We start from the raw sequence: 23,864 nt of genomic DNA, 5'->3' as shown, positions 1-23,864 counted from the left end.
CCGCCTCCATCTGCAAGGTAAGCGGGAAGTGGAGCTTCCTGCCGGAGTCCCCCGGGAGCCTCGTTACGCGTTGGGTGATCTGAAGCCCAGAAGCCCGCGTAGCGCCGCCCCCATCTTCAGCCGCTCCCACATCAGCATGGCCGCCAGCGGCAGCAGCCAGGCGATGCGGGCCTGATACCGGTCATAGGGGCCCGACAGCGCGCCCGTTGCCAGCGCATTGCCCGTGACGCCGACCAGCATGCAAAGCAGCAAACCCAGCGCCAGTGAATCCCGGGCGGCATGCGCGCGCATCCAGGCCAGGAGCAGGATCGGCGTGGCGATCAGCAAAACCAGGGGATGCAGCCAGGCGACCTGCGTGGCGCGGGCCGAGAGACGATCCGTCGTTTGCAAGGCCGCGTCATGGGCCGCCACCTCGAAGGCTGGAAAGCGCTCGACGAGGCGGGGACGAACAACGGCCGCCAGATGCTTGTTGGCCAGCGTATCGCCGATGCGCGTCATGCCCATCTGCCGCAGGAAATTGCCGAAGCCTGCCTGGAGCACTGGCCAGGGTTCCCGCCGCAGGGTTTCGCCAATGATGACACTCGCCTCGGGCGCCAGGACGGCACCTCCGAGGAAGATCGCGCGGCCATCGGGCGCGCGATTGACCGGGCTGTCGGGCTGCCAGAGGAACGCGTCGGAATCATTCGGCAGATGCCCCGCAAAGGCGCAGAGATACCAGCCGGCCTCCGGGCAGCGGGTCGCGATGGTGCGCGCGGCCGGCCCATCCGCGATCAGCCGCGCGAGCAGGAAGGTGCTGCCATAGGGCGAGAGAGCAAGCCGCCCATGGCCGGCCAGATTGGTCACCAGCAGGAGACCGACGGCCCCGAGCAGCGGCGCCGCGATGCGCAGGCAAGCCCGCCAGCCTGCCCGCAGGCAGGCACCCAGTACCAGCAGCGCAACGATGACCGGCAGGTTGGAGAGATGCGCCGCGGTGGCGATGCTGCCCAGCGCCAGCAGCCAAAGCCGCTCGGCCCGCGTCAGCATGGGCCAGCCCCAGCCCAGCAGCGCGGCGCACAGCACGGCCACAGGCGTCAGGATATCCGGCATGAGCAAGGCCGCCGACCAGGGCGCCGTGGTGAAAAGCGCCAGGGCGGCACACAGCGCCAAATGTCGCGATGGCGCGGCGTGGCCCAGGATGTGCGCCAGCAGCCAGACGAGGTGCGCGACGATCAGGCCCTGTGCGACCACCGTGCCCCAGAGCGAGAGATGCTGGTGAAACACCCAGGCGAAGGGCCCGTAGATCCACGGCTTGTCCCAGATCATCAGCGGCACGACGGTCTGGGCCAGATAGGCGCCGCTATCGCTGAACAGCAGCGGGTAGCCATTCAGGAAGGCCGGCCAGATCAGCAGCAACCCGCCCGCCATGATGGCGAGGAGGGCCGCTACCACCGTTCGGCGGCCGTTTCATCCTCGGCGCGGGCCTCGACCCATCGTGCGTGGCCTGCGGTGAATTCCTCGCGCTTCCAGAAGGGGGCGCGGGTTTTCAGCCAGTCCATCAGGAAGGCGCAGGCTTCGAGGGCCGCGGCGCGGTGGCCGCTGGCTGTCAGCACCAGCACGATGGGCGCACCCGGCTCCAGCCGCCCGACGCGATGGATCAGCGTGCAGCCGGTCAGCGGCCAGCGGGCTTCCGCCTGCGCCGCGATGGCGGCCATGGCACGCTCGGTCATGGCGGGATAATGCTCCAGCACCATGGCGGCCAGGCCGTCATCGGCGCGGCAGATGCCGATGAAGCTCGCCACGGCGCCGATATCGCTGCGCCCGGCCGTCAGCAGCGCCGTCTCGGCCGTGACGTCGAATTCGGCTTCCTGGACGGCGATGCGCGCCATGCTCAGCCGCCGGTCACGGGGGGGAAGAAAGCGACCTCATCCGTGTCCCGGACGGGATCTTGGGGGCCGGCGAAATCCTGGTTCACGGCGGCGCGGATCGCGGTCGGGTTGGCGAAGGCCGCCGCATGGCCCGGGCTGAGCGTGACGAGGTGCCGCACCAGGCCGGCAATATCGTGGACCCCGGCGGGCAGGGTGATGTCCTCACCCGCACGGCCGATCTTTTCGCGCACCCAGGCGAAATACAGCAGCTGCATGGCTCAGGCGCCGCGCGGGCCATGGGCGGCAGGCACCAGGCCCAGCGCGATCATGTGGCGAATGCCTGCGGTTCTTGTGCTGTTCAGCATGGTGTCCCCAGCGCTCAGCGCGGAGTCGGGACCTGTTGGACGTTGCCGCCCGGCCCGATCAGCGTGGTCGTCGCGCCGTCGCGAATGGCCAGGCCCGAACCCTGCGGCGAGACGGTGCTCTGCACGCGGCCCGAACCGCCGGTGCCCACCACGGGCCCCTGCTGGGACTGAAACACCTGACCGCTGCCGGTGGAGGCGCCATCGGTCCGGTTGGCGCGCGGCGGCGGGGTCGGCGCCTCGAAGATGGGGGACATCACGGGAGGGGCGGCACCCGGCGAGTTTTCATAGCCGCTGGTGCCTCGGGTGCGGCGCGGCTCGGTCTCACTCGTGCGGATGCCGCGCAGGGCTTCCTCCGGATTGGCCAGGGTGGCGCGCGGCGCGTCCTCGCCCGGCCAGACATCGCCGGGCTCAGGGCGCAGCGGCTCCAGCGGATCAGCCTGGCCGCGAATCCGCTGCACGGTCAGGCTTTCATTTGGCATGGTGGGGCGCATGCCGCCCCAATTCGGGCCAAAGCGGTCATAGGTGCCGGAGAGCCCGCCCTGGGCCCAGGCGAAACCCGACTCGACCCGGGCGCAACCGGCCACGCCCACCGAAACGGTCAGCAAGGCCAGGACCCTGATTGTCGAGAGTTTCAACCGCATGCGTGACTCCTGGAGATGTTCGGGATTCTGCGCCGCAACATGCGCTGGAGTGGCCTCGATCTCAAGGCCGCTCCATCTGGTTGATGGGTGACGAAGTGTGAGGCGGCGCCTCGCGCGCGGCATGGCGCAGGCCGGCGGCCAGATAGTCCCAGCCGGTGACCAGGGTGAGGGCGGCGGCGGTCCAGAGCATCAATTCGCCGATCAGCGAGACCGGCAGGAAGCCCAGGCCGATGACAGCGGCCCCGGTATCGCCGGCCAGCAGGGTGCCGAGCGCGCCCATCTGGAAGCCCGTCTTCCATTTCGCCAGCGACGTCACCGGCAGGCCGAGATTGATCCCCGCCAGGTATTCGCGCAGGCCGGAGACCAGGATTTCCCGAAGCATGATGACGATGGCCGGCAGCAGCGCCCAATTGGGCAGCCGGTCGAAGCCGGCCAGCAGCATGAGAGCCGCACCCACGAGGAGCTTGTCGGCGATCGGGTCCAGCATGCGGCCGAAATCCGAGGTGATCTGCCGGTCCCGCGCGATCTTGCCGTCGAAGTAATCGGTGATGGCGGCGGCCGAGAACAGCGCGCAGGCGGCCATATCCGCCCAGGGGGCGCGGATGGCGACGCAGATCACCAGCAGCGGGATCGCGAAGATCCGCGAGAGGGTGAGGAGGTTGGGCAGATCGGTCGGCACGGACCCTATGTAGCTTGACCCGTGCCAAGGTGGAAATGCTCATGTATGCGCCGCGCCAGGGCGGGGCCGATTCCGGGGCAATTGGCCAGATCCGTCTCGCTCGCCTGGCGCACGCCGCGGGCCGAGCCGAAATGGTTGAGCAATTCGCGCTTCACCTTGGGGCCGACGCCGGGCACGTCATCCAGCTCGGATTTGGTGAGGGATTTGGCGCGGCCGGCGCGGTGGGTGCCGATGACGAAGCGATGCGCCTCATCGCGCAGGCGTTGCAGGTAATAGAGCACCGGGTCGCGCGGCGGCAGCTGAAACGCCTCGCGCCCGGCCATGTGGAACCATTCGCGCCCCGCATCGCGGTCCACGCCCTTGGCAATGGCGACCAGCGGGATGTCCTCCAGCCCGAGGGTCGCCATCACCTCGGTCACGGCGGAAAGCTGGCCCACGCCACCGTCAATCATGACCAAATCCGGCCAGCCGGGCTCGGTGCGGGCGGGGTCTTCCTTCAGGGCGCGGCCAAAGCGGCGTTCGAGAACCTCGCGCATCATGCCGAAATCATCGCCCGGTTTGGCTTCCTTGATGGCGAATTTGCGATAGGCGGATTTGGCGAAGCCGCCGGGCCCGCCCACGATCATGGCGCCATACGCATTGGTGCCCATGATGTGGCTGTTGTCATAAACCTCGATGCGCTCCGGCCGCTCGGGCAGGTCGAACAGGCGCTGTACACCCTCCAGCAGGGCGGCCTGCGCGGTGGATTCGGCGAGGCGGCGTTCCAGCGCTTCACGCGCGTTGATCTCGGCATGGGCTACGATGTCGCGCTTTTCGCCGCGCTGCGGGCGGTGCAGCTCGACCTTGCGTGAGGCCTTGATGGCCAGCGCCTCGGCGATCAGCGGCGCGTCCGGCACGTCATGGCTCAGCAGCACCAAGGGCGGCGGCGGCAGGTCATCGTAAAGCTGGCCGAGGAAGCTGCCGAGCACCTCCTCGGGGCTGATGTCGCTCTTGGAATGGGTCAGGAAATAGGGGCGGTTGCCGTTGTTGCGGCCGCCCCGGAAGAAGAAGACCTGCACGCAGGATTGGCCGGCCGCCATGTGCAGCGCCACCACATCGGCATCGCCCACACCTTCGAGATTGATGCGGCTGGTGCCCTGGATATGCGTCAGGCCGCGGATTCGGTCCCGCAAGCTGGCCGCGCGCTCGAATTCCAGGCGCTCGGCGGCGGCCTCCATCTCGGCGGCCAGGCGCTTCTGGATGGTGGGGGTCTCGCCGGCCAGGAACTGCTTCGCCTCATGCACCAGCGCGCCGTAATCCTCGGCGCTGATGCGCTCCACGCAGGGGGCCGAGCAGCGCTTGATCTGGTGCAGCAGGCAGGGGCGGTCGCGCGTGTCGAACACCGTGTCCCGGCAGGTGCGCAGCAGGAAGACGCGCTGCAGCGCCGTGATGGTCTGGTTCACCGCCCAGACGCTGGCGAAGGGGCCGTAATAGCTGGCCCCCTTGCGCCGCTCACCCCGATGCTTGGCGATTTGCGGGTAGGGATGGTCATCGGTGACCATCAGCCAGGGATAGGTCTTGTCGTCCCGGAGGACAATGTTGTAGCGCGGCCTGAGCCGCTTGATGAGGTTGGCTTCTAGCAGCAGCGCCTCCGCCTCGGAGGCGGTGGTGATCACCTCGATGCGGCGGGTTTCATGCACCATGCGGCGCAGCCGCTCCGGCAGGCGCGCCACCTGGGTGTAGCTGGTGACGCGCTTGCGGATGGCGCGCGCCTTGCCGACGTAAAGCACATCGCCCTTGCCATCGAGCATGCGATAGACGCCGGGCGAGAGCGGCAGGTTGGGCAGCGCCGCCTCCAGCACGGCGAGGCCGCTGATGGGGGCCGCCTCGGGCGGTTCGGCGAATTCCATGGGCTTGCGCTTACCGGGAGCGGGTGCCGCGCTCAAGCGGCGAAACTATCCCCGGCCTCTGTGGATAACTCTGTGGGAGAAGCTGGGGGGAGGGGTTCCAAAGCGGCCCTGCGCCTCGGGTTCGGGCGAAATGCCCGCGGAATGGGCAGGAAGCTAAGTCACTGAAATCGTTGCATTCAAAATACAATCTCCGGTTGAAAATGTCAGCTTTATGAAGAAAGTATTGTGAAATCAGTGCCTCGTTCCGGTCGGGCCACACCGGTGGATGATTCTTCGCTGTCGTCGTGAATCGGGCTTGACGTCGCTTTATCCGCGCTGTCGCTCAACCGTGACGCCGACGCAATCCGTATCGGCAAAGGCATCGGGTTTCTCGATCGAGACGCTGGCATGCAGGACTCGGGGGTCACGCAGGGCGATCTCGGCCACGGTCTCGGCCAGGGTTTCGACCAGCAGCACATGCCCCAGGGCCACGGCGGCGCGGGCGGCATGGACCAGGTGCCCGTAATCCACCACGCGTTCCAGGTTATCCGGGCCGATGCCGATCGCGGCACTCTCATCCACCACATCGAGCTCGATATGCATGCGGATCCGCTGCGGGCCGACTTTTTCATGCGGAAAGACGCCCAGCCGTGCCTGCAACTCCAGGCCGCGGACAAAGACTTTTCGCACGCGGGGAGGGGGCGCGCTCATGCTGCTAACCGCTGGGGCATCTTGGGGTCCGATCTTTGGTAGCGGCGGGTTAGCATCGCGCGGGACGCGCGTCATGTCGTGCCGCGGGACGCGCGTCATGTCGTGCCGCGGGACGCGCGTCATGTCGTGCCGCGGGACGCGCGTCATGTCGTGCCGCGGGACGCGCGTCATGTCGTGCCGTGGGACGCGCGTCATGTCGTGCCGCGGGACGCGCGTCATGTCGTGCCGCGGGACGCGCGTCATGTCGTGCCGCGGGACGCGCGTCATGTCGTGCCGCGGGACGCGCGTCATGTCGTGCCGCGGGACGCGCGGCTTGGCGCCGGCGCGTCATTCCTCCGGCGTGGCGTGGCCCGCCGGCGCCCATTGCAGATGCTGGCCGCCATCCAGGTTGATGATTTGCCCCGTCACCGAGGATAGCCCGAGCAAAGCCATGACCGCCGCGCCGATCTCCTCCGGCGAGGTGCCACGCGCCAAGGGCACTGAGGCGCATTGCCGGTCGAACTGGGCCTGGCTCTGGCGCGGGCTGGGCAAAGCAGGGCCCGGGCCAATGCCGTTGACCCGGATACGCGGCGCCAGCGCCAGCGCCATTTGCTGGGTCAGTGCCCAAAGCCCGGCCTTGGAGACGGTATAGGTCACGAAATGCGGTGTCAGCGACATGACGCGCTGGTCCAGCATGTTGATGATCACCCCGTGATACGGCGCGGGCAGGCCGGCCGCGAAGCCCTGCATCAGCAGGAAGGGCGCGCGCAGGTTGGGCTCCATATGATGGTCCCAACTGGCGCGAGTGGCATCATCCCACTCGTCACGGTCGAAGGTGCTGGCATTGTTGACCAGCACACCGAGTGGGCCGAGCGCCTCCACGGCGCGGGGAATGAGCGTGGCCACCTCCGCCTCATGCATCAGATCCGCCTGGAGGGTCACGCTGCGCCGGCCGCGCGCCGTGATCTCGCGCGCCAGGGCTTGGGCTTCGGCAGCGGAGCTGTTGAAATGGATGGCGATGTCAAAGCCGGCATCGGCCAGCGCCAGGCAGATGGCGCGGCCCAGCCGCTTCGCGCCGCCCGTGACCAGGGCGCGGCGGGGGATATCCTGGCGGATGGGGAGCAAGATCACCTCGTGCGGGAAGAACAGCGCCTCAACTGAGGGGGGGGAGCGGTTTCGGCAAGAGCATGGCCGCATAGCCACCGCGCGGAATGCCGGCCAGGGCCTCCGCCACTCGGGGGTCGCAGAGGGCGGCCAGCTCCTCGGCATAGGCATAGCCAGGCGCGCTGCCGGCAAAGCCACCCTGGGTGGCCGGGTGGAAATACAGCTCCGTCACGCCATCGGGCAGCAAGGGCAGGATGCCGAGCAGCCGGTCCACGCCGAAATGGCCCGACCAGGCGAGGCCCAGGACACGCTCCGGCGCCAGCAGGTTCCAGTTGAGGGCGCGCTTGCGCAGCGTGGCGCACCAGGGCTTCAGCGCCCATTCCGCCTGGCCGGGGCTTGCCGCATCCACCGCGCGGACCAGCGAACCCGGCTCCCATGGCAGGCGGATGCACCGCACGCCGGCCCCGGCCGCCGCCTGCATCAGCGCGGCCGCGATCAGCGGATGGAGGTGGTAATGCTTATGGGCATTCACATGGTCACAGACGAGGCCCGTGGCGGTGAAGCGCTCGATCTGGGCCGCGACCTCGGCCGCCAGCTCGGCGCGGGCCATGGGCGAGAGCGCCAGCAGCAGCCCAAGGCCGGCCATGTCATCGCGAAAGCGGCCATTCTTCTGGGTCAGCCCCGGGATTTGCGCGGCCGGCAGCACGGGCACGCCATCGGTGAGGGTCAGGTGCAGGCCCACAGCCAGGCCCGGATTGGCGCGGGCGACGCGCAGCCCCTCCTCGAAGCCCGCCTCGCCCACCATCAGGCTGGCAGCGGTCAGCACGCCCTCGCGATGGGCGCGTTCGATACCCGCATTGGTCTCGGGGGCGAGGCCGAGGTCATCGGCGGTGAAGATCAGGCGTTTCATGGGGTGCGGGTGGTTTCCACCATTCGGCCATCGGCGCCAAGCCGGTAGCGATGCGCGCCCCAGACAACGCTGCCAGGCCAGAGCGCCGCGGCCCAGATCGCGGCGGAGAGCAGGTCGCGCAGGGGCAGCCAGGCCCAGCGGCGCCAAGCGCCCGGCACGCCAAGGGCCGCATCCACGCCCTGCGCCAGGGCAAGCCGCGCCGCACAGGTGAGGCCGAGCACACCCAGCGTCAGCGCGTCAGGCCACAAGGCCAGCGCCAGCAGCGCCCAGGCCACGGGATGCGTGAAGGCCAGGCCCAGAAAGCCGCCGGGCTTGAGCATCCGCACCGTTCGCGCCCAGCGAAGTTCATGTTGCCAGAGCGTTATGAAGGATTTCTCGCTCATGACATGGGCCGGAATCACCGGCGAGACGATGACGCGTAGCCCGGCGGCCCGCACGGCCTCGCCCAGCGCGTGGTCATCGGCCAGCAGGGGCAACAGCGGCTCGAAGCCGCCGATCTGGGTCAGCGTGTCCCGCCGCAGGGCCATGGTTGCGCCGTAGCAGCCCTGGGCCTGGCCCAGCGCTTCGCCCAGGGCGGCATTGGGCAGGAAATGCCAATCAATGCCGAGTGCCGCGAGGCGCGAGCAAAGCCCATCATCCGCCGGCTCACCCCGGTAGAGGCAGGTGACCAGGCCGACCGCCGGGTCGGCCAGCGGCGCCGTCACGGCGGTCAGCCAGGTGGGCGGGCAGCGCATATCGGCATCGCTGATGACCAGCGCCGGATGCTGCGCCACGGCCGCCAGATGCACCAACTGGGACACCTTGCGATTGGCCCCGAGCAAGGCCCCGCCCGAAATGATGCGCGCCGGCGTGCTGCTTGGGGCCATGGCGGCGGCGGCCAGGGGCAGGGCCGCATCGGCGGGATCGGCCGCGCCGAATACGACCTCGAAGGGTGCTGCATGCCGCTGTGCCAGACAGGCGGCGAGGTTGTCCGCCAGGCCCGGTTCCGCCCCGTGCAGGGGCTTGAGCAGGCTGGCCGGCAGGGCCGGGACGGGCGGGGGGGGCGTGCCTGCCAGGGCGCGCAGCGCGCGCCGGGCGAACAGCGCCTGCACCGCACCCGCCAAGGCGAGGAGGATGGGCAGAAATGCGAAATACAACGTCACCGTCGCACTATCGCGCGGCAGGCCGCGGCGCGGTAGTATCGCACGCGTGAAACCCATCCTTTCCCTGGCGCTTCTGGCTGGGCTGCTGGCCGGCTGCGCCACCGGCGGCGCCCCTGGCAGTTCCCCTGGCGGCGATCCCAGTGACCCCTTCGAGGCCAGCAACCGCTCGGTTCTGGAATTCAACACATCGCTGGATGACAACGTGCTGCGCCCGGCGGCCGAGGCCTATCGGGACAATATCCCCGCACCGATGCGCGCCGGGCTGCGCAACTTCCTGCGCAACCTGAATGAGCCGGTGATCTTCGCCAACAACATCCTGCAGCTGCGCCTGCTGGATGCGGGGCATACGCTGATGCGCTTCTACATCAACAGCACCGCCGGCGGGCTTGGGATCTTCGACCTCGCAACCCCTGCCGGGATCGAGCGCCGGACCGGTGATTTCGGCCAGACGCTGCATGCCTGGGGCGTGCCCGATGGCCCCTATCTGATGCTGCCGCTGCTGGGGCCGACCACGGTGCGCGATGCGGTGGGCGATGGCGTGGACGCGCTGGGCAGCCCGGTCGGCCTGCTGACCAGCGCCACCATGTCGGCCGTGACGGCGCAATTATTCGGCGTGGGGCGAGGCGCGCTGGGTGGGCTCGATCTCAGGGCCGAGAATATCGACACGCTGGACGCGCTGCGCGGCGAAAGCCTGGACTATTACTCCCGCCTGCGCAGCGTGGTGCGCCAGCGCCGTGATGCCGAGTTGGGCCGCAGCAGCGCCGAGGGCGAGGGACTGACCACGCTGGATGATCCAGGGGCGGGGGCAGCACCTTCGGTCAGCCTTTCGGTGCCTGTGGTCGCGGTGGCACCCCCGGCCGGAAATGCCGCGCGGACAGACCCGGCCTGGGCGCGCCAGGTGCTGGAGGCAGCGCGGCCCTGACCAAGGCGTGTGGGTCGGGCTACCGGCTGCTGCGGTACCCTTCGCCTCACAGGGCGCGGCTGAGCCCCGCGAAGATGCCGCGCCGCAAGCCATATTGCGGCGCGCCGACGCCGATCCCCGTGCCATCGCGCAATTGATAGCTGCGGTCGGTCAGGTTCAGCAGGTCCAGCCGCGCGGTCCAGCGCCCGCCCTCCGCCAACGTGAATTCCTGTGCGACGCCGATATTGATGGTCGCATAGGGCGTCACGGACTGGCTGTTGGCGAAGCCGCGCCGCATGCCGCTGCCATAGACCAGCGTGCTGGACAGCGTGCCACCATCCCAACCCTGCCAGCTGACGCCGGCCGAGCCGGTGATGAGCTGATCGTGATCGGTGCGTACGAATTTGCTCTCCACCTGCGCCAGCTCCGCGGCACTCCAGAAATACTGGTTGGAGACCAGCCCACGCCCTTCCGAGCGGGAGAGGGTGAGGTTGCCATAGGTCAGCCAGGGGCCCTGCCGGTAGCTTGCCGTCAGTTCCATGCCGAAGACGCGGCCGACGCGGTAATTATAGGGCGAGAAGATGTAGGCGCTGCCGAACTGGCCGAGATCCTGCATGTCCTTCACGTCACGGTAGAAGCCATCCACGCCGAGGTTGAGCCCCTCGCCGATGCGCTGGCGCAGGCCGATATTGAAGTAGTTGGTGCGCTCGGGCCGTGGCGCGCTGGCCAACGGAACCTCGGGCGCCAGGGTCGTATTGCCATAGCGGAAGAGGGCAGGGGCGGTCAGCAATTCCGAAGGGGGGGGCGTGAAGTAGCGCGCATAGCCGATGGCGAAGGTGGTGCTGTCCGTCACCCGCCAGACGAGGTTGGCGCGCGGGCTGAGCTGGGTGGCATCCACCTGCTGTCGCATCGCATCGAAGCGGGCGCCGAAATTGGCCGTCAGCCGCTCCGTCAGGCGCCATTCATCCTGCACATAGACGCCGTAGAGCTGGCCATGGATGCGGCCGCGCTCCTGGATGGTGAAGGGCGCGTCCTGCGGCACACCCGCGCCGTTGAGCGGCAGCACGGTCGAGTTGCTGATATTCTGCGTGACATCGCGCGAGGCAAAGAGGCCCGCGCGGATGGTGTGGGCCGGCGCCACGCGCCACACCGCATCGGCCTGCAAGCCGGCCGAGAGGTTGCGCTTGCGCGTCTCGGCCGCGGCACCGTTGAACACCATCTCTCCCACCAGGTCAGGCAGGTAGTTCAACGAGGTCTGCCGCGCGAAGCCCGCCACCTGCAGGTCCCATGTGTCGCGGCTGTGCTGCACGGCCAGCACGCCGAAGCTGGAACGCTGCCACTGGCGCGCGCGAAGGGCCGCGCTGTCGAAGCTATCCTGGCCGAAGGCGGTGAATTGCGCGGGCTGGCCCGGCACATTGGGCACCTGGTAGCGCGACTGGTTGGTGGCGCCGATGAAGCTGATCCGCGTGAAGTCATCCACCTGGTAGCCGAGGTTCATCAGGCCGCGAATTTGCTGCGTGTCATTGTTGATGGCGTCCCGGTCGCGCGTCGGGTTCTCGAAGCCGCGCTGGCTTTGCAGGACATTGCCGGTGAGGAAATACTCGAAGGGGCCGATGGCCGCGCCATAGGCCGCAGCCGGCTGGACCTGGCCGAAGCTGCCGCCATAGATGCCGATGCTGCCACCCGGATCGGTGGCGCCCGAGCGCAGTTGCAGATCCACGATGCCCGCCGTGCGATAGCCGAATTGGGCAGGCAGCGCGCCCGTCAGCAGCGAGACGGAGCGCAGGGCCCGCGCATCGAACATCTGGCCAAAGCCGCTGATCGCCTCGGGCAGGGTCACGCCATTGATGCGATATTGCAGGTTGCGATGGTCGCCGCGCACATGCAGGTCCCCTTGCGCTTCCTGCACGACGCCGGGGGCCTGGAGCAGGATCTGGTTGAGCGATGCGGCGCTGCCCTGGGGCATGCGTTCGATCGCGGCGCGATCCAGCGTCGTCGTGCTGGCGCCGGTGGAGGCGGGGATGCTTTCGCGCGCCGTGGTCTGGCGGGTGGAATTGACGACCACATCCTCGATCTCCGCGACTTGCGCGGCCGCGAGATGCGGGAGCAGCAGCAGAAACGCCAACACCAATATATGCACCACTCTTCACCTCTTCATCGGTAAAGCTGTAGATGTCTTCATAATAATGAAGAAAAACAACAGCTTAAATAGAATTAGACGCATCCTTCCTCGCTTGGCAAGCGTGCTTCGCCGCGACCGTCGCGCTGCTCCTCGGCAGGTGGCGGCTGTGGGATGGCAGCACCCGTCCGGGTCAGCGCAAGCGAGGTGGTATGCCCAAGGCACGCGCCAGGCTGTTCCGCCCGCCTGGTCGTATGCTGATGCGTGTTGCGGCAGCGTGCCGCTGGAATGGCCCCTTCGCACCACGGCGGCGCCGCCAGAGCGGTACCGCCGGCCTTGGGCCTGGATTGCAAAAGCCTCCACCATGCCGGATCATTCCAGCTGTATTCAGTGGAATCAGGACCAGGACATGGCTTCGACAATGCGCGCCCTCGTGCTGCGCGAACACGGTGATCTCGATAAGCTGCAGGTGGTGGAGGACCACCCGATGCCGACGGCCGATGCCGGCCATGTCGTCATCCGCGTCGGTGCATCCTCCTTCAATTACCATGATGTCTTCACCGTGAAGGGCATGCCGGGCATCAAGGTGCCCATGCCGGTGGTCATCGGCCTCGACATGGCCGGCACCATCACCGAAATCGGCGAGGGTGTGGCCGGCTGGTCGGTCGGGGACCGCGTGCTGGTCAATCCGCTGAACAAGAAAAAGGGCCTGATGGGCGAAATGCTCGATGGCGGCATGGCGGAATATTGCCGCGTGGCGGCGGACCAGCTGATCCGCATGCCGGATGGCGTCTCCTTCGAGCAGGCGGCTTCGTTGCCCGTGGCCTATGGCACGGCGCACCGGATGATCATCACGCACAACACCATCAAGCCTGGCGACAAGGTGCTGATCCTGGGCGCCTCGGGCGGGGTGGGCACGGGCTGCGTGATCCTCGCCAAGCAATTGGGCGCCCATGTCATCGCCTGCGCCGGCAGTGCCGCCAAATGCGAAGCGCTGCTCGCCATGGGGGCGGATGAGGCGATCAACTACAATGAGGTGGATTTCTCGAAATGGGCGGTCGAGAAATACGGCAAGCCGCAGCGCCGCAATTACGAAGGTGGGGTGGATGTCGTCATCAACTTCACCGGCGGCAACACCTGGGGCCCGACGCTGCGCTGCGTGAAGCGCGGCGGCAAGATCCTCGTCTGCGGGGCCACGGCGGGGCATGATCCGAAGGAGGATCTGCGCTACGTCTGGTCCTTCGAGTTGCAGATCATCGGCTCCAACTCCTTCTACGATGACAACCTCGCAGCACTCATGGAGATGATCCAGGATGGCCGCATCAAGCCCGTGCTGGATGAGGTTTTGCCTCTCGATCGCGCGGCGGAGGGGCTGGCGCTGATCCGTGACCGAAAAGTGCTCGGCAAGGTGGTGGTGACGCCATGAGCAACCCGATCCCCACCCCGGCCGAAGTGGAGGCCATGCTGCTGCGCGGCCCCTATCACCAGTGGCTCGGCCTCAAGGTGCTGGCCGTCGGCGAAGGCACCATCGAAATCAAGGCGACCTGGCGTGAGGAATGGGTGGTGAACCCGGACCGGCGCTACACCCATGGCGGCATCCTCGCGGCCCTTGTGGATCTCACGGCCGATTGGGCGCTGGTGTCCTCGACCGGCCGCGGCGTGCCGACGATTGACATGCGCGTGGACTACCACCGCGCCGCCATGCCGGGGGATCTGACCTGCAAGGGCAAGGTCGTCCGGCTCGGCGGGCAATTCTCGGTGGCCGAGGCCTCGGTGTTTGACGGCGATGGCAAGCTCTGCGCCTCGGGCCGCGGCGTCTATCTCACGCCAGCCCCAGCCCCCAAGAGCTGATGGCGTTTTCCGCGCGCAACCTCGGTGACCTGGCACCACCGGGGCTGGACCCGGCCAAGCCCGCCTTCATCTTCCGGGCGGCCGGGCAGCGCGCGGTCATCAGCCATGGCGATTTCGATGCGATGGCCGATGCGGCGGCACGCGGGCTGCTGCGCCGTGGCCTGGTGCGCGGGCAGCGGATTGGGCTGCTGGCGGCCAACTCCATCGCCTTTATGGCCTTGCTCTGCGGCGCCCAGCGGGCTGGCCTCGTGCCGGTGCCGGTGAATTGGCGCTTCCCGGCCGAGACCATCGCCTATGTGCTGGACAATGCCGGCGTGGCGCTCGTCGCATATGACGCGCCTCGCGCGGGGCAATTGCCGGCGGGCGTCGCGCGGCTCTCGCTCGATGGCGCGGAGTGGGACGCCTTCCTTGACCCCGGCCCCTTCGAAACCCGGCTGCCCGAGGCGGCGGAGCCGGGGCTTTTCCTCTACACCTCCGGCAGCACGGGCCGGCCCAAGGGCGTTGTGCTCTCGCACCAGTCGCATCTCTGGATCGTCGAGCAACGGCTCCTGGGGACCGCGTTGCGCGACGAGGTCTTCCTGATCGCCGCCCCCCTATATCACATGAACGGCCTGGCCCTGGCGCAGCTGGCCCTGGCCGCCGGCGCCACCACCGTGCTGCTGCCGCAGTTCCGTGAGGCCGACTACATCGAGGCCATCGGCGCCGAGCGTTGCACCTGGCTGACCGCCGTGCCGCCCATGTTCGCCATGCTGCTGCGCGAGACGGCGCTGCTGGCGCGGACCGACACCTCCAGCGTGCGCTCCATCCGCCTGGGCTCCGCTCCGGTGAGCGAGGCGCTGGCCGATGCCATCCTGCGCGCCTTCCCCACCGCGCGCCTCATCAACGCCTATGGCACGACCGAGGCCGGCCCCGTGGTGTTCGGCCCGCATCCTGAGGGCAAGCCCACACCGAGGCTTTCCGTCGGATACGCCCATCCCGGGGTCGAGCTGCGTCTGCGCGCGCCCGATGGCAGGCTGGGCGATGAGGGCGTGCTGGAACAGCGCACCCCGGGCGTCATGAACGGCTATCACGCGCGCCCCGACCTCAAGCCGCCCATCACCGAGGACGGCTTCTACGTGACCGGCGATGTGATGCGCCGCGATGCGGATGGCTTCTTCTTCGTCGTCGGCCGCGCCGATGACATGTTCATCTCAGGCGGCGAGAACATCTTCCCCGGCCAGGTCGAAGCCGTGCTGGAGCGCCACCCGGGCGTGGAACAGGCCGCCGTCCTGCCGCTGCCCGATGAGATCAAGGGCACCAAGCCCGTCGCCTTCGTGGTGCCGCGCGCCGGATGGGCGAGCGACGAGGCGGCCCTGAAAGCCTTCACGCTGGAGCACGCGCCAGCCTACATGCATCCGCGCCGCATCTGGTTCCTGCCCAGCCTGCCACTCATGGGCACGAACAAGGTGGACAAGACGCGACTGAGGGAAATCGCCATGGAACACGGAGCACCGCGCAACATCTGAGGAATCCACCATGGCCCTGACACGCCGCGCCCTCCCCTTGCTGCCCCTGCTGGCGGTCCCCCATGTCGCGCGCGCGAATTTCCCCGACCGGCCGGTCACGATGATCGTGCCCTATGCGCCCGGCGGCTCGGCCGATGTCATGGCGCGGGTCATCGCGCCCGAGATGGCGCGGCTGCTGGGGCAACCCGTGGTGGTGGAATTGCGGCCCGGTGCCGGCGGGCATGTGGGGGGCGCCTATGTCGCCAATTCGGCCCGCGCGGATGGCTACACCATCATCCTGGGCTCGGTTTCGAAAGCGACAGGGCCTTCGCTGCAAAGCCTGAATTATGATCCGGTGCAGGGGCTGACGCCGCTGGGCGGCATCGGCACCACGCCGGTGATGATGGTGGTCTCGCCGGATTCACCGCATCGCTCGGTGACGTCCGTGATCGCCGAGGCGCGCGCCAAGCCGGGTGAGATCACCTACGGCTCCTCCGGCCTTGGCACCGGCAGCCACCTGGCGGGAGAATTGCTGGCGGCGGCCACCGGCACGCAATTGCTGCATGTGCCCTATCGCGGCTCGGGCGCCGTCTATCCCGATCTGATCAGCCAGCGCCTGACCTTCCTGATGGATGCCATGGGCTCCTCGGCCGGGCAGGTCCGGGCGGGGTCGGTGCGGGCGCTGGGTGTCAGCTCGCTGGAGCGATCGCCCATCTTCCCGGAGGTGCCGACGATCCAGGAGCAGGGGGTTCCCGGCTATGAATTCTCGCTCTGGCTGGGCTTCTTCGTGCGTTCCGGCACGCCAGCCGATGCCTTCGTACGGCTGGAGGCGGCCCATCGCGCCGCCATGGCCACCGCCATCGTGCAGGAACGGCTGCGGCAAACCTCCGCCATCGCCATCCCCACGGATGCCGCCGGCTTTGCCGCCTATTTCCGCGCGGATGTGGCGCGTTGGGCAGAACTGGTGCGCCGCGGCAGCGTCAAGCGGATCGAAGGCGGCTGATTCTGGCCGGGTCGCGCCTCAGCTGCCCATCAGCCGGGCGGTGCGCCCCTGCAATTCCTGGATGACCCGCGCGGCCCCGCCCTCGCGGATCAGGGCCGTGAATTCCGCGCGGCGGGAGGCAAGCTCGCTGATCGTGCCGGTCAGGTAGATATCCACGATGCGTGGCGGGTTGCCGCGCAGCAGGTAGGAGAGGACCACAGGCTCCTGCCCACCGGATTGATTGGCCCCCGGGCGGTTCAGCGTGGTGCGCACCAGCGCGTCGCCATTGGGCTGGGTCTGGGTGGCCAGGGTGGTGAAGCTCTCGCCCGAGAAGCCGTCGAAGCGGGCAGCATAGGTGGCGATGGACCAGCGGGTGAAGGCCTCGGTCAGGGCTGCCTGGTCGCCTGGGGAAAAGCCGGTCCAGGGCGGGCCCACAGCGATTCGCGCCATGGCCGCCAGGTCGAAGCTTTGCGCCATGATGGGCGCCAGCCGGTCAAACCGGCCACGCAGGCCCAGGCGCTGCGCGTCCCGCATCACGGCGATGAGGGCGGCATGAAAGCGCTCCACCACCTCGGCCCCCGGGCTTTGGGCGGCTGCCGGCAGGGGGGCGAGGGCGGTGAGGATGAGGAGTCGGCGGGGGATCATGCGCGGCTTATAGCCCGGCTGGACCGCTGGCGGCACCTCGGCCACAAGGCGACATGCCTCCCACCACGATCCTGCTCACCGGGGCCACCGGGTTTCTTGGCGCCTCGCTCGCCCGCGCGCTGCTGGCCCAGGGCCATGCGGTGCGCGCCCTGGTCCGCCCGCAGGCCCCGCGCCAGGGCCTGGAGGGCCTCGACATCTCCTACGCGCTCGGCACGGTGACCGATCAGAAAAGCCTGATCTACGCGATGGTCGGCGTCGGCGGGGTGATCCATGCGGCGGCGGATTACCGCATCTTCGTGCCCAATCCGGGCCAGATGCGGGAGACGAATGTGATCGGCACGGCGGCCGTCATGCAGGCGGCGCTGGAGGCGGGCGTGCCGCGCATCGTGCATGTCTCCTCGGTGGCGACACTCCGGCCGCGCGCCGATGGCACCCCGGCCACGGAAAATGACCCGGCCACGCCCGAGGAGGCGATCGGCCCCTACAAGACCACCAAGACCGAGGCCGAGCGCGTGGTGGAGGCGATGGTGGAGCGTGCCAAATTGCCCGCCGTCATCGTCAACCCCTCCACCCCCATCGGGCCCTATGACCGCCGTCCCACCCCCACCGGGCGGCTGATCCTGGAGGCGGCGCAGGGCAAGGTGCCGGCCTATGTCGAGACCGGGCTGAACCTCGTCCATGTCGCGGATTGCGCGGCGGGCGTGGTGGCGGCGCTGGATCATGGCATCCCCGGTGAGCGGCATATCCTGGGCGGCCAGGATGTGAGCCTGGCGGAGATGCTGCGCTTCATCGCCGCCGAGCGTGGCCACCGCCCGCCCATCCGGCTGCCGCGCGCGCCGCTCTTCCCGCTGGCCTGGATGGCCGAGAGTGTCGCCCGATTCACGGGGCGCGAGCCGATGCTGACGCTGGACGGGCTGCGCATGGCCGGCCACCACATGTTCTTCTCGGCCGAGAAGGCGCGGCGCGTCCTGGGCTTCCACGCCCGCCCCTGGCAGGAGGGGGTGCGCGACGCCATCGCCTGGTTCGAGGCGGAGGGGATGCTCCGCACGTGATCTGGCTGGGCCTCGCCGCCTGCCTCGCCTGGGGGGTGCTGCTGCTGGGGCGGGGGATGTTCTGGCGGGCGCGGGATGATGACCGCGGTGCCACCTGCCTGCCCGAGCCGTCCCATTGGCCTGCGGTGCAGGTGATCATCCCCGCGCGGGATGAGGCGGAGACCATTGGCGCCACGTTGCGCAGCCTTGCCGCGCAGGATTACCCGGGCAGCTTCCGGATCCTGGTGGTGGATGACCGCAGCACCGACCAGACCGGCGCATTGGCGCGGGCGGCTGGCGCCGAGGTCCTGACCGGGCAGGGCAGGGCGGCCGGCTGGTCCGGCAAGCTGTATGCCCTGCAGCAGGGGCTGGATGCCGTGGCCGGGCGCGATCACGCTTTGTTGCTCTTTACCGATGCCGATATCACCCATGCGCCGGACAGCTTGCGCCGCCTGGTGCAGCGGGCCGAGGCGGATCGCCTGGATCTCGTCTCGCTCATGGCGCGGCTGCGCTGCGAGAGTGCCGCCGAGCGCTGGATGATCCCGGCCTTCGTCTTCTTCTTCCAGATGCTGTTTCCCTTTCGCTGGTCCAATGCTCCTGGCGCGCGAGCGGCGGCCGCGGCCGGGGGCTGCGTGCTGCTGCGCCGGTCGGCCTTCGAGGCGCGGGGCGGGCTCTGGTCGATCCGTGGCAAGATCATTGATGATTGCGCCCTGGCCGGACTGATGAAGGCGGCGGCTCCGAATGGCCCGCCCGGCCGCATCTGGACCGGGCTGACCGAGCGCGTGCATTCGCGCCGCGCCTATCCCGGCTTTGGCAGCATCCGGGCCATGGTGGCGCGGACGGCCTATGCGCAGCTGCGCTACAACCCGCTTCTTCTGGCCGGGACCGTCCTTGCCATGGCGTTGGTCTTCCTCGCACCTCCGCTGCTGGCGCTGTTCGGCGAAGCCTGGGCGAAACTCCTGGGCGCGCTGGCCTGGTGCGCCATGGTGGTGGCCTATGCGCCCATGCTGCGGCGCTTCGGCCTGGCGGCCGAGCGGGCCATCTTCCTGCCACTCATCGCGTGCACCTACCTCATGCTGACCCTCGATTCCGCCATGGCTGAATGGCGCGGGCGGGGCGGCTTCTGGAAGGGCGAGGCCTTGTCGCGCGAATGAAGTCGAGGCAACAGAGGCGTCTTCACCCTTCCGGCCTGGGCAGGAAATGGCCTATCGGAAGGTTTGCGGGGTTCGACTCCGAAGCAGGGGCAAGGGGTATCGCGTTTTGAACATCATGCCGAACCTGACGGCGCTGCCCGAAAGGGCGCCGCATGCAGGGCATGACGGTGAACAGAACGACCCGCTGGGACAGGCGGTCGCCGCTGCCGCCCGCCATCTGCTGGAACGCCAGCGCCCGGATGGGCATTGGGTCTTTGAGTTGGAAGCGGATGCGACCATCCCTTCCGAATACCTCATGCTGCATCACTTCTTCGGCCATGTTCAGCCGGAGAAGGAAGCGCGGATCGGCCGGTATCTGCGGCGCATCCAGCAGGAGCAGGCGGCCAATACCGGCGGCGGCTGGCCGCTGTTTCATGGCGGGCCGCTGGATATCTCCTGCTCGGTGAAGGCCTATCTGGCGCTGCGCCTGATCGGCGATGCGCCGGATGCGCCGCACATGGCCGCAGCCCGCCACGCCATCCTGGCCGCCGGCGGGGCGGAGCGCAGCAATGTCTTCACCCGCGCTGCCCTTGCGCTGTTCGGCGCCGTGCCCTGGCGGGCCGTGCCGATGATGCCGCCCGAGATCATGCTGCTGCCGCGCTGGTTCCCCTTCCATGTCAGCAAGATCAGCTATTGGGCGCGCACCGTGCTGGTGCCGCTGACGGTGGTCATGGCCCGCCGGCCTGCCGCCCAGAACCCCAAGGGCGTCACGATCGACGAGCTGTTCGGCACCCCGCCCGAGCAGGTGAAGGACTGGCCCGGCGGCGCCCATCAGGCCGAGCCCTGGGCTTCCCTGTTCAAGGGCCTGGATGGCGCGCTGCATCGCGCGCGCATGCTCTTCCCCCGCACCCACCGCGCCCGCGCCGAGGAAGCCTGCGAACGCTTCGTGACCGAGCGGCTGAATGGCGAGGATGGCCTGGGCGCGATCTACCCCGCCATGGCCAATGCGGTGCTGATGTATCATTGCCTCGGCGTCGCGCAGGATGATCCGCGCATGGTCACCGCCTGGGCCGCCATCGAAAAGCTGGTCGAGGAGCGCGAGGACGAAACCTATGTCCAGCCCTGCCTCTCGCCGATCTGGGATACGGCGCTGGTGAGCCACGCGCTGATGGAGGCGGGCGGTGCGGCCGAACAGCAGGCGGTGGCGCGCGGCCTCGAATGGCTGCTGGGCCGTGAAATCCGCGAGGTGCGCGGCGACTGGAGCTGGAACCGCCCCGATCTTCAGCCCGGCGGCTGGGCGTTCCAATACGAGAACGCGCATTACCCGGATGTGGATGACACGGCCGTGGTGGTGCTGGCGATGGACCGGTTCCGCGGCACGCTGCCCGGCGATGCCGGGCTGGATGGCGCCATCCAGCGCGCCACGGACTGGACGTTGGGCATGCAGTCGCGTGGCGGCGGCTGGGGCGCCTTCGATGCCGACAACACCTTCCATTACCTGAACCACATTCCCTTCGCCGATCACGGCGCGCTGCTGGACCCGCCAACGGCCGATGTCTCGGGGCGTTGCCTCGCCATGCTCGCGCAGCTCGGGCGGGGCGATGAGGCGGCGTCGCAAGCCGCCATCGAATACCTGCTGCGGGAGCAGGAGGCGGATGGCGCCTGGTATGGCCGCTGGGGCGTGAACTATATCTATGGCACCTGGTCGGCCGTGACGGCGCTGAACGCCGCCGGCCTGCCGCCCGAGCATGACGCGATGCGCCGCGCCGTCACCTGGTTGCTGAAGCACCAGAACGAGGATGGCGGCTGGGGCGAGGATGGCATGAGCTATCCGGCGCGCGGCGGCACCCGGCCTGATCCCCGCCAGCACGCGCCATCCTCGGCCAGCCAGACGGCCTGGGGCATGCTGGCGCTGATGGCCTGTGGCGAGGCCGGCCATGAAGCGGTGCAACGCGCCGCCGAATGGCTGATGGCGCGCCAGAAGGCGGATGGCGACTGGCCGGAGGATGACTATACCGGCACTGGTTTTCCGCGGGTCTTCTACCTGCGGTATCACGGCTATCGCCGGATTTTCCCGCTCTGGGCGCTGGCGCGGCTGCGGAATTTGCGAGCCTCGAACACGAAGCGCGTGGCTTACGGGTTGTGAGGGAATGAGGGGCACTGCCCCTCAAGCTCCCCGGCAGGACACTCGTTTCCTGCACCTTCTGCTGTTTCAGACGAAGGTCCAGGAAAGCTTGGAGGCCACGCCGGTTTTCAGCCTGGTGGGTTGAAGGGCCAAGCCCTTCGTTCTTGAGGATTTTTGCCATCAACACCCATGACGTCCTCATCATCGGCGCCGGCGCGGCCGGGCTGATGTGCGCCATCCGCGCGGGCCAGCGCGGCCGCCGCGTCTTGCTGCTCGATCATGCCGAGGCGGCGGGCAAGAAGATCCTGATTTCCGGTGGCGGGCGCTGCAATTTCACCAACCGCGACATTCGGCCGGAGCGGTTTCTCTCGGCCAATCCGGCCTTCGCACGCTCGGCCCTGGCGCGCTACACGGCGCGGGATTTCCTGGGCCTGATCGAAAAACACCGCATCACCTGGCACGAGAAGACGCTGGGGCAATTGTTCTGCGATGGCTCGGCGCGCCAGGTGGTGGCGATGCTGCTGGCCGAGGCGCAGGCCGTGGGCGTCGAATTGCGGCTGGAGACGCGCGTCACCGACATCACCCGCGGCGTGGATTTCACCGTGACGACGGATCGCGGCGTCTTCACCGCATCATCGCTCGTGTTGGCGACGGGCGGGCTCTCCATCCCCAAGATGGGGGCGACGGGCTTTGCCTATGATGCGGCGAAGCGCTTTGGCCTCAACCTTGTGGAGCGCCGCCCCGGCCTCGTGCCCTTCGCCTTTGGCGGGGATGATCTGGCGCTGATGCAGCCGCTGGCGGGTGTTGCCTTGCCGGTGGTGGCGAAGGCCGGGCGCGCGAAATTCCCGGAGGCGATGCTGTTCACGCATCGGGGCCTGTCCGGCCCCGCCATCCTGCAGATCAGCTCCTACTGGCATCAGGGCGAGGCGATTTCGCTCGATCTGCTGCCTGGCCAGGATGCCGTCTCCTTGTTGCTGGCCGCCAAGCGGGCACGCCCCAAGGCCGAGCCGCGCACGGTGCTGGGAGAATTCCTGCCCACACGCCTCGCCCAGGCACTGGCCGAGCGCAACCTGCCGGGCAGCCGCATGGCCGATTTGCCGGACCGCGCGCTGACCAACCTCGCCACCCTGCTGAAATGCTGGACGCTCACGCCCAGCACGACCGAGGGCTACGCCAAGGCCGAGGTCACGCTGGGCGGCGTGGATACGGAGGCGCTTTCGCAGCAGAACCTGATGGCGAAATCCGTCCCCGGCCTGTTCGTGATCGGTGAGGCGGTGGACGTGACCGGCTGGCTGGGCGGCTACAATTTCCAATGGGCCTGGGCGAGTGGCTGGGCCGCGGGCGAGGCCGCCTGAGACGTTGCGCCCGGCGCTGGCACGGAACATGCTCGTCCCTCTCGCGGAATGAGCGGAACGAGGTCCCATGACGTATCAGGTTGAGCGCGATTTCATCGGCTACGGCAAGAACCCGCCTGATCCGCAATGGCCGGGCGGCGCCAAGATCGCCGTCAACTTCGTCATGAATTACGAGGAGGGCTCCGAACCCTCGGTCCAGGATGGCGAAGGCTTCACCGAGACGGGCCTGACCGAGGCCTCCGGCCTCAACCAGGTGAAATCCGGCCGGGACCTCGCGGCCGAGGGCATGTTCGAATATGGCAGCCGCGTCGGCTTCTGGCGCTTGATGCGCCTGTTTCAGGAGCGCGGCCTGCCGATGACGGTGTTCGGCTGCGCGCTGGCCCTGGAGCGCAATCCCGAAGCGGCGGCGGCGATCCGCGAAAGCGGCTTCGATGTCTGCTCGCATGGCTGGCGCTGGATCAAGCATTTCGAGCTGAGCGAGGCGGAGGAGCGGGAGCATATCCGCCTGGCCGTCGCCAGCCTGGAAAAGACGGTCGGGCACCGGCCGGATGGCTGGTATTGCCGCTATGGGCCCAGCGTGAACACGCGCCGGCTTGTCGTGGAGGAGGGCGGCTTTCTCTACGACAGCGACTATTACGGCGAGGAATTGCCGATCTGGAAAACCGTCCTGGGCAAGCCGCACCTCGTCGTGCCGTATTCGCTCACCAATAATGACGGCAAATACGCCGGCTGGATGGGCACCTCGGACCAGTGGTTCTCCTACATCCGCGACGCTTTCGACATGCTGTATGAGGAAGGGGCCAAGGGCCAGCCGAAGATGATGTCCATCGGGCTGCACATGCGGCTGATCGGGCATCCGGCGCGCGCCATGGGCTTGCGGCGGGTGCTGGACCACATCGCCAGTCGCAAGGATGTGTGGATCACGCGGCGGGTGGATATCGCGAAACACTGGATGGCCACGCACCCGTATTCGCCGAAGGGGTGACCCACGCGGG

General features: G+C 68.4%; 22 protein-coding genes. 10 read left to right on the top strand and 12 right to left on the bottom strand.

Annotated elements, in window-relative coordinates:
- Positions 1-63 precede the first annotated feature (63 nt).
- The 10 genes from LHU95_RS12825 to hpnI all read right to left on the bottom strand — a co-directional run bounded on the left by LHU95_RS12825 (position 64) and on the right by hpnI (position 9,300).
- Complete coding sequence (locus LHU95_RS12825; RefSeq protein ID WP_248707353.1) at positions 64-1,428, bottom strand: hypothetical protein; 1,365 nt, start codon at positions 1,426-1,428, stop codon at positions 64-66.
- Positions 1,422-1,865, bottom strand: a complete 444-nt coding sequence (locus tag LHU95_RS12820) for a molybdenum cofactor biosynthesis protein MoaE (protein WP_248707352.1) — start codon at positions 1,863-1,865, stop codon at positions 1,422-1,424. Before LHU95_RS12820 ends, LHU95_RS12825 begins: the two co-directional genes overlap by 7 nt.
- A 2-nt stretch (positions 1,866-1,867) precedes the next feature.
- Positions 1,868-2,119: a molybdopterin converting factor subunit 1 gene (gene moaD / locus LHU95_RS12815; protein ID WP_248707351.1), complete on the bottom strand. Its 252-nt coding sequence runs from the start codon at positions 2,117-2,119 to the stop codon at positions 1,868-1,870.
- Positions 2,120-2,223: 104 nt separating this feature from the next.
- Positions 2,224-2,850, bottom strand: coding sequence for a hypothetical protein (locus tag LHU95_RS12810; RefSeq protein ID WP_248707350.1), 627 nt, complete (start codon positions 2,848-2,850; stop codon positions 2,224-2,226).
- Between the two features lie 61 nt (positions 2,851-2,911).
- A complete protein-coding gene (pgsA, locus tag LHU95_RS12805; protein ID WP_248707349.1) occupies positions 2,912-3,529 on the bottom strand; it encodes a CDP-diacylglycerol--glycerol-3-phosphate 3-phosphatidyltransferase in 618 nt (205 codons plus the stop codon).
- Positions 3,530-3,534: 5 nt separating this feature from the next.
- Entirely contained in the window at positions 3,535-5,418 is a 1,884-nt protein-coding gene (uvrC, locus tag LHU95_RS12800) for an excinuclease ABC subunit UvrC (RefSeq protein WP_248707348.1), read from the bottom strand.
- Positions 5,419-5,724: 306 nt separating this feature from the next.
- Positions 5,725-6,108: a dihydroneopterin aldolase gene (locus LHU95_RS12795; RefSeq protein ID WP_248707347.1), complete on the bottom strand. Its 384-nt coding sequence runs from the start codon at positions 6,106-6,108 to the stop codon at positions 5,725-5,727.
- Between the two features lie 327 nt (positions 6,109-6,435).
- Complete coding sequence (locus LHU95_RS12790) at positions 6,436-7,215, bottom strand: SDR family oxidoreductase (protein WP_248711551.1); 780 nt, start codon at positions 7,213-7,215, stop codon at positions 6,436-6,438.
- A 25-nt stretch (positions 7,216-7,240) separates the two neighbouring features.
- Positions 7,241-8,101, bottom strand: a complete 861-nt coding sequence (hpnK, locus tag LHU95_RS12785) for a hopanoid biosynthesis-associated protein HpnK (protein WP_248707346.1) — start codon at positions 8,099-8,101, stop codon at positions 7,241-7,243.
- The gene (gene hpnI / locus LHU95_RS12780) at positions 8,098-9,300 is read right to left on the bottom strand and encodes a bacteriohopanetetrol glucosamine biosynthesis glycosyltransferase HpnI (protein ID WP_248707345.1); all 1,203 of its coding nucleotides are present in this window, start codon (positions 9,298-9,300) and stop codon (positions 8,098-8,100) included. The genes hpnK and hpnI overlap by 4 nt, the downstream gene beginning before the upstream one ends.
- On the opposite strand from hpnI, the gene LHU95_RS12775 reads away from it, so the two are divergent.
- A complete protein-coding gene (locus LHU95_RS12775; RefSeq protein WP_248707344.1) occupies positions 9,290-10,165 on the top strand; it encodes a VacJ family lipoprotein in 876 nt (291 codons plus the stop codon). The genes hpnI and LHU95_RS12775 overlap by 11 nt on opposite strands.
- A 46-nt stretch (positions 10,166-10,211) precedes the next feature.
- Here the strand turns inward: LHU95_RS12775 and LHU95_RS12770 are convergent, their stop codons facing one another.
- Complete coding sequence (locus LHU95_RS12770; RefSeq protein ID WP_248707343.1) at positions 10,212-12,272, bottom strand: TonB-dependent receptor; 2,061 nt, start codon at positions 12,270-12,272, stop codon at positions 10,212-10,214.
- Between the two features lie 400 nt (positions 12,273-12,672).
- On the opposite strand from LHU95_RS12770, the gene LHU95_RS12765 reads away from it, so the two are divergent.
- Genes LHU95_RS12765 through LHU95_RS12750 form a run of 4 tightly spaced genes read left to right on the top strand, consistent with a single transcriptional unit; the run spans position 12,673 to position 16,601 of the window.
- Positions 12,673-13,689, top strand: coding sequence for a zinc-binding dehydrogenase (locus LHU95_RS12765; RefSeq protein WP_248707342.1), 1,017 nt, complete (start codon positions 12,673-12,675; stop codon positions 13,687-13,689).
- Positions 13,686-14,114 carry a PaaI family thioesterase gene (locus LHU95_RS12760; protein ID WP_248707341.1) on the top strand — a complete coding sequence of 143 codons (429 nt, stop codon included), beginning with the start codon at positions 13,686-13,688 and terminating at the stop codon, positions 14,112-14,114. The genes LHU95_RS12765 and LHU95_RS12760 overlap by 4 nt, the downstream gene beginning before the upstream one ends.
- Complete coding sequence (locus LHU95_RS12755) at positions 14,114-15,619, top strand: class I adenylate-forming enzyme family protein (protein WP_248707340.1); 1,506 nt, start codon at positions 14,114-14,116, stop codon at positions 15,617-15,619. The genes LHU95_RS12760 and LHU95_RS12755 overlap by 1 nt, the downstream gene beginning before the upstream one ends.
- Positions 15,620-15,629: 10 nt before the next feature.
- Positions 15,630-16,601 (top strand): tripartite tricarboxylate transporter substrate binding protein, encoded by a 972-nt coding sequence (locus LHU95_RS12750; RefSeq protein WP_248707339.1) that lies wholly within the window; start codon positions 15,630-15,632, stop codon positions 16,599-16,601.
- 18 nt (positions 16,602-16,619) lie between these two features.
- Here the strand turns inward: LHU95_RS12750 and LHU95_RS12745 are convergent, their stop codons facing one another.
- Positions 16,620-17,225, bottom strand: a complete 606-nt coding sequence (locus LHU95_RS12745; RefSeq protein WP_248707338.1) for an ABC transporter substrate-binding protein — start codon at positions 17,223-17,225, stop codon at positions 16,620-16,622.
- 53 nt (positions 17,226-17,278) lie between these two features.
- Between LHU95_RS12745 and hpnA the strand changes: the two genes are divergently transcribed.
- From hpnA to LHU95_RS12720, 5 genes are all read left to right on the top strand, one after another.
- Positions 17,279-18,277 carry a hopanoid-associated sugar epimerase gene (gene hpnA / locus LHU95_RS12740; protein WP_248707337.1) on the top strand — a complete coding sequence of 333 codons (999 nt, stop codon included), beginning with the start codon at positions 17,279-17,281 and terminating at the stop codon, positions 18,275-18,277.
- Positions 18,274-19,410, top strand: coding sequence for a glycosyltransferase (locus tag LHU95_RS12735; RefSeq protein WP_248707336.1), 1,137 nt, complete (start codon positions 18,274-18,276; stop codon positions 19,408-19,410). Before hpnA ends, LHU95_RS12735 begins: the two co-directional genes overlap by 4 nt.
- A gap of 115 nt (positions 19,411-19,525) precedes the next feature.
- On the top strand, positions 19,526-21,535 hold the full coding sequence (shc, locus tag LHU95_RS12730; protein WP_248711550.1) for a squalene--hopene cyclase: 2,010 nt from the start codon (positions 19,526-19,528) through the stop codon (positions 21,533-21,535).
- 158 nt (positions 21,536-21,693) lie between these two features.
- Positions 21,694-22,869 carry an NAD(P)/FAD-dependent oxidoreductase gene (locus LHU95_RS12725; protein ID WP_248711549.1) on the top strand — a complete coding sequence of 392 codons (1,176 nt, stop codon included), beginning with the start codon at positions 21,694-21,696 and terminating at the stop codon, positions 22,867-22,869.
- A gap of 67 nt (positions 22,870-22,936) precedes the next feature.
- Positions 22,937-23,854, top strand: coding sequence for an allantoinase PuuE (locus LHU95_RS12720; RefSeq protein WP_248707335.1), 918 nt, complete (start codon positions 22,937-22,939; stop codon positions 23,852-23,854).
- Positions 23,855-23,864 lie beyond the last annotated feature (10 nt).

The organism is Sediminicoccus sp. KRV36, assembly GCF_023243115.1.
Taxonomy (GTDB): Bacteria; Pseudomonadota; Alphaproteobacteria; order Acetobacterales; family Acetobacteraceae; genus Roseococcus.
This window is presented reverse-complemented; position numbering and strand designations above follow the sequence as displayed.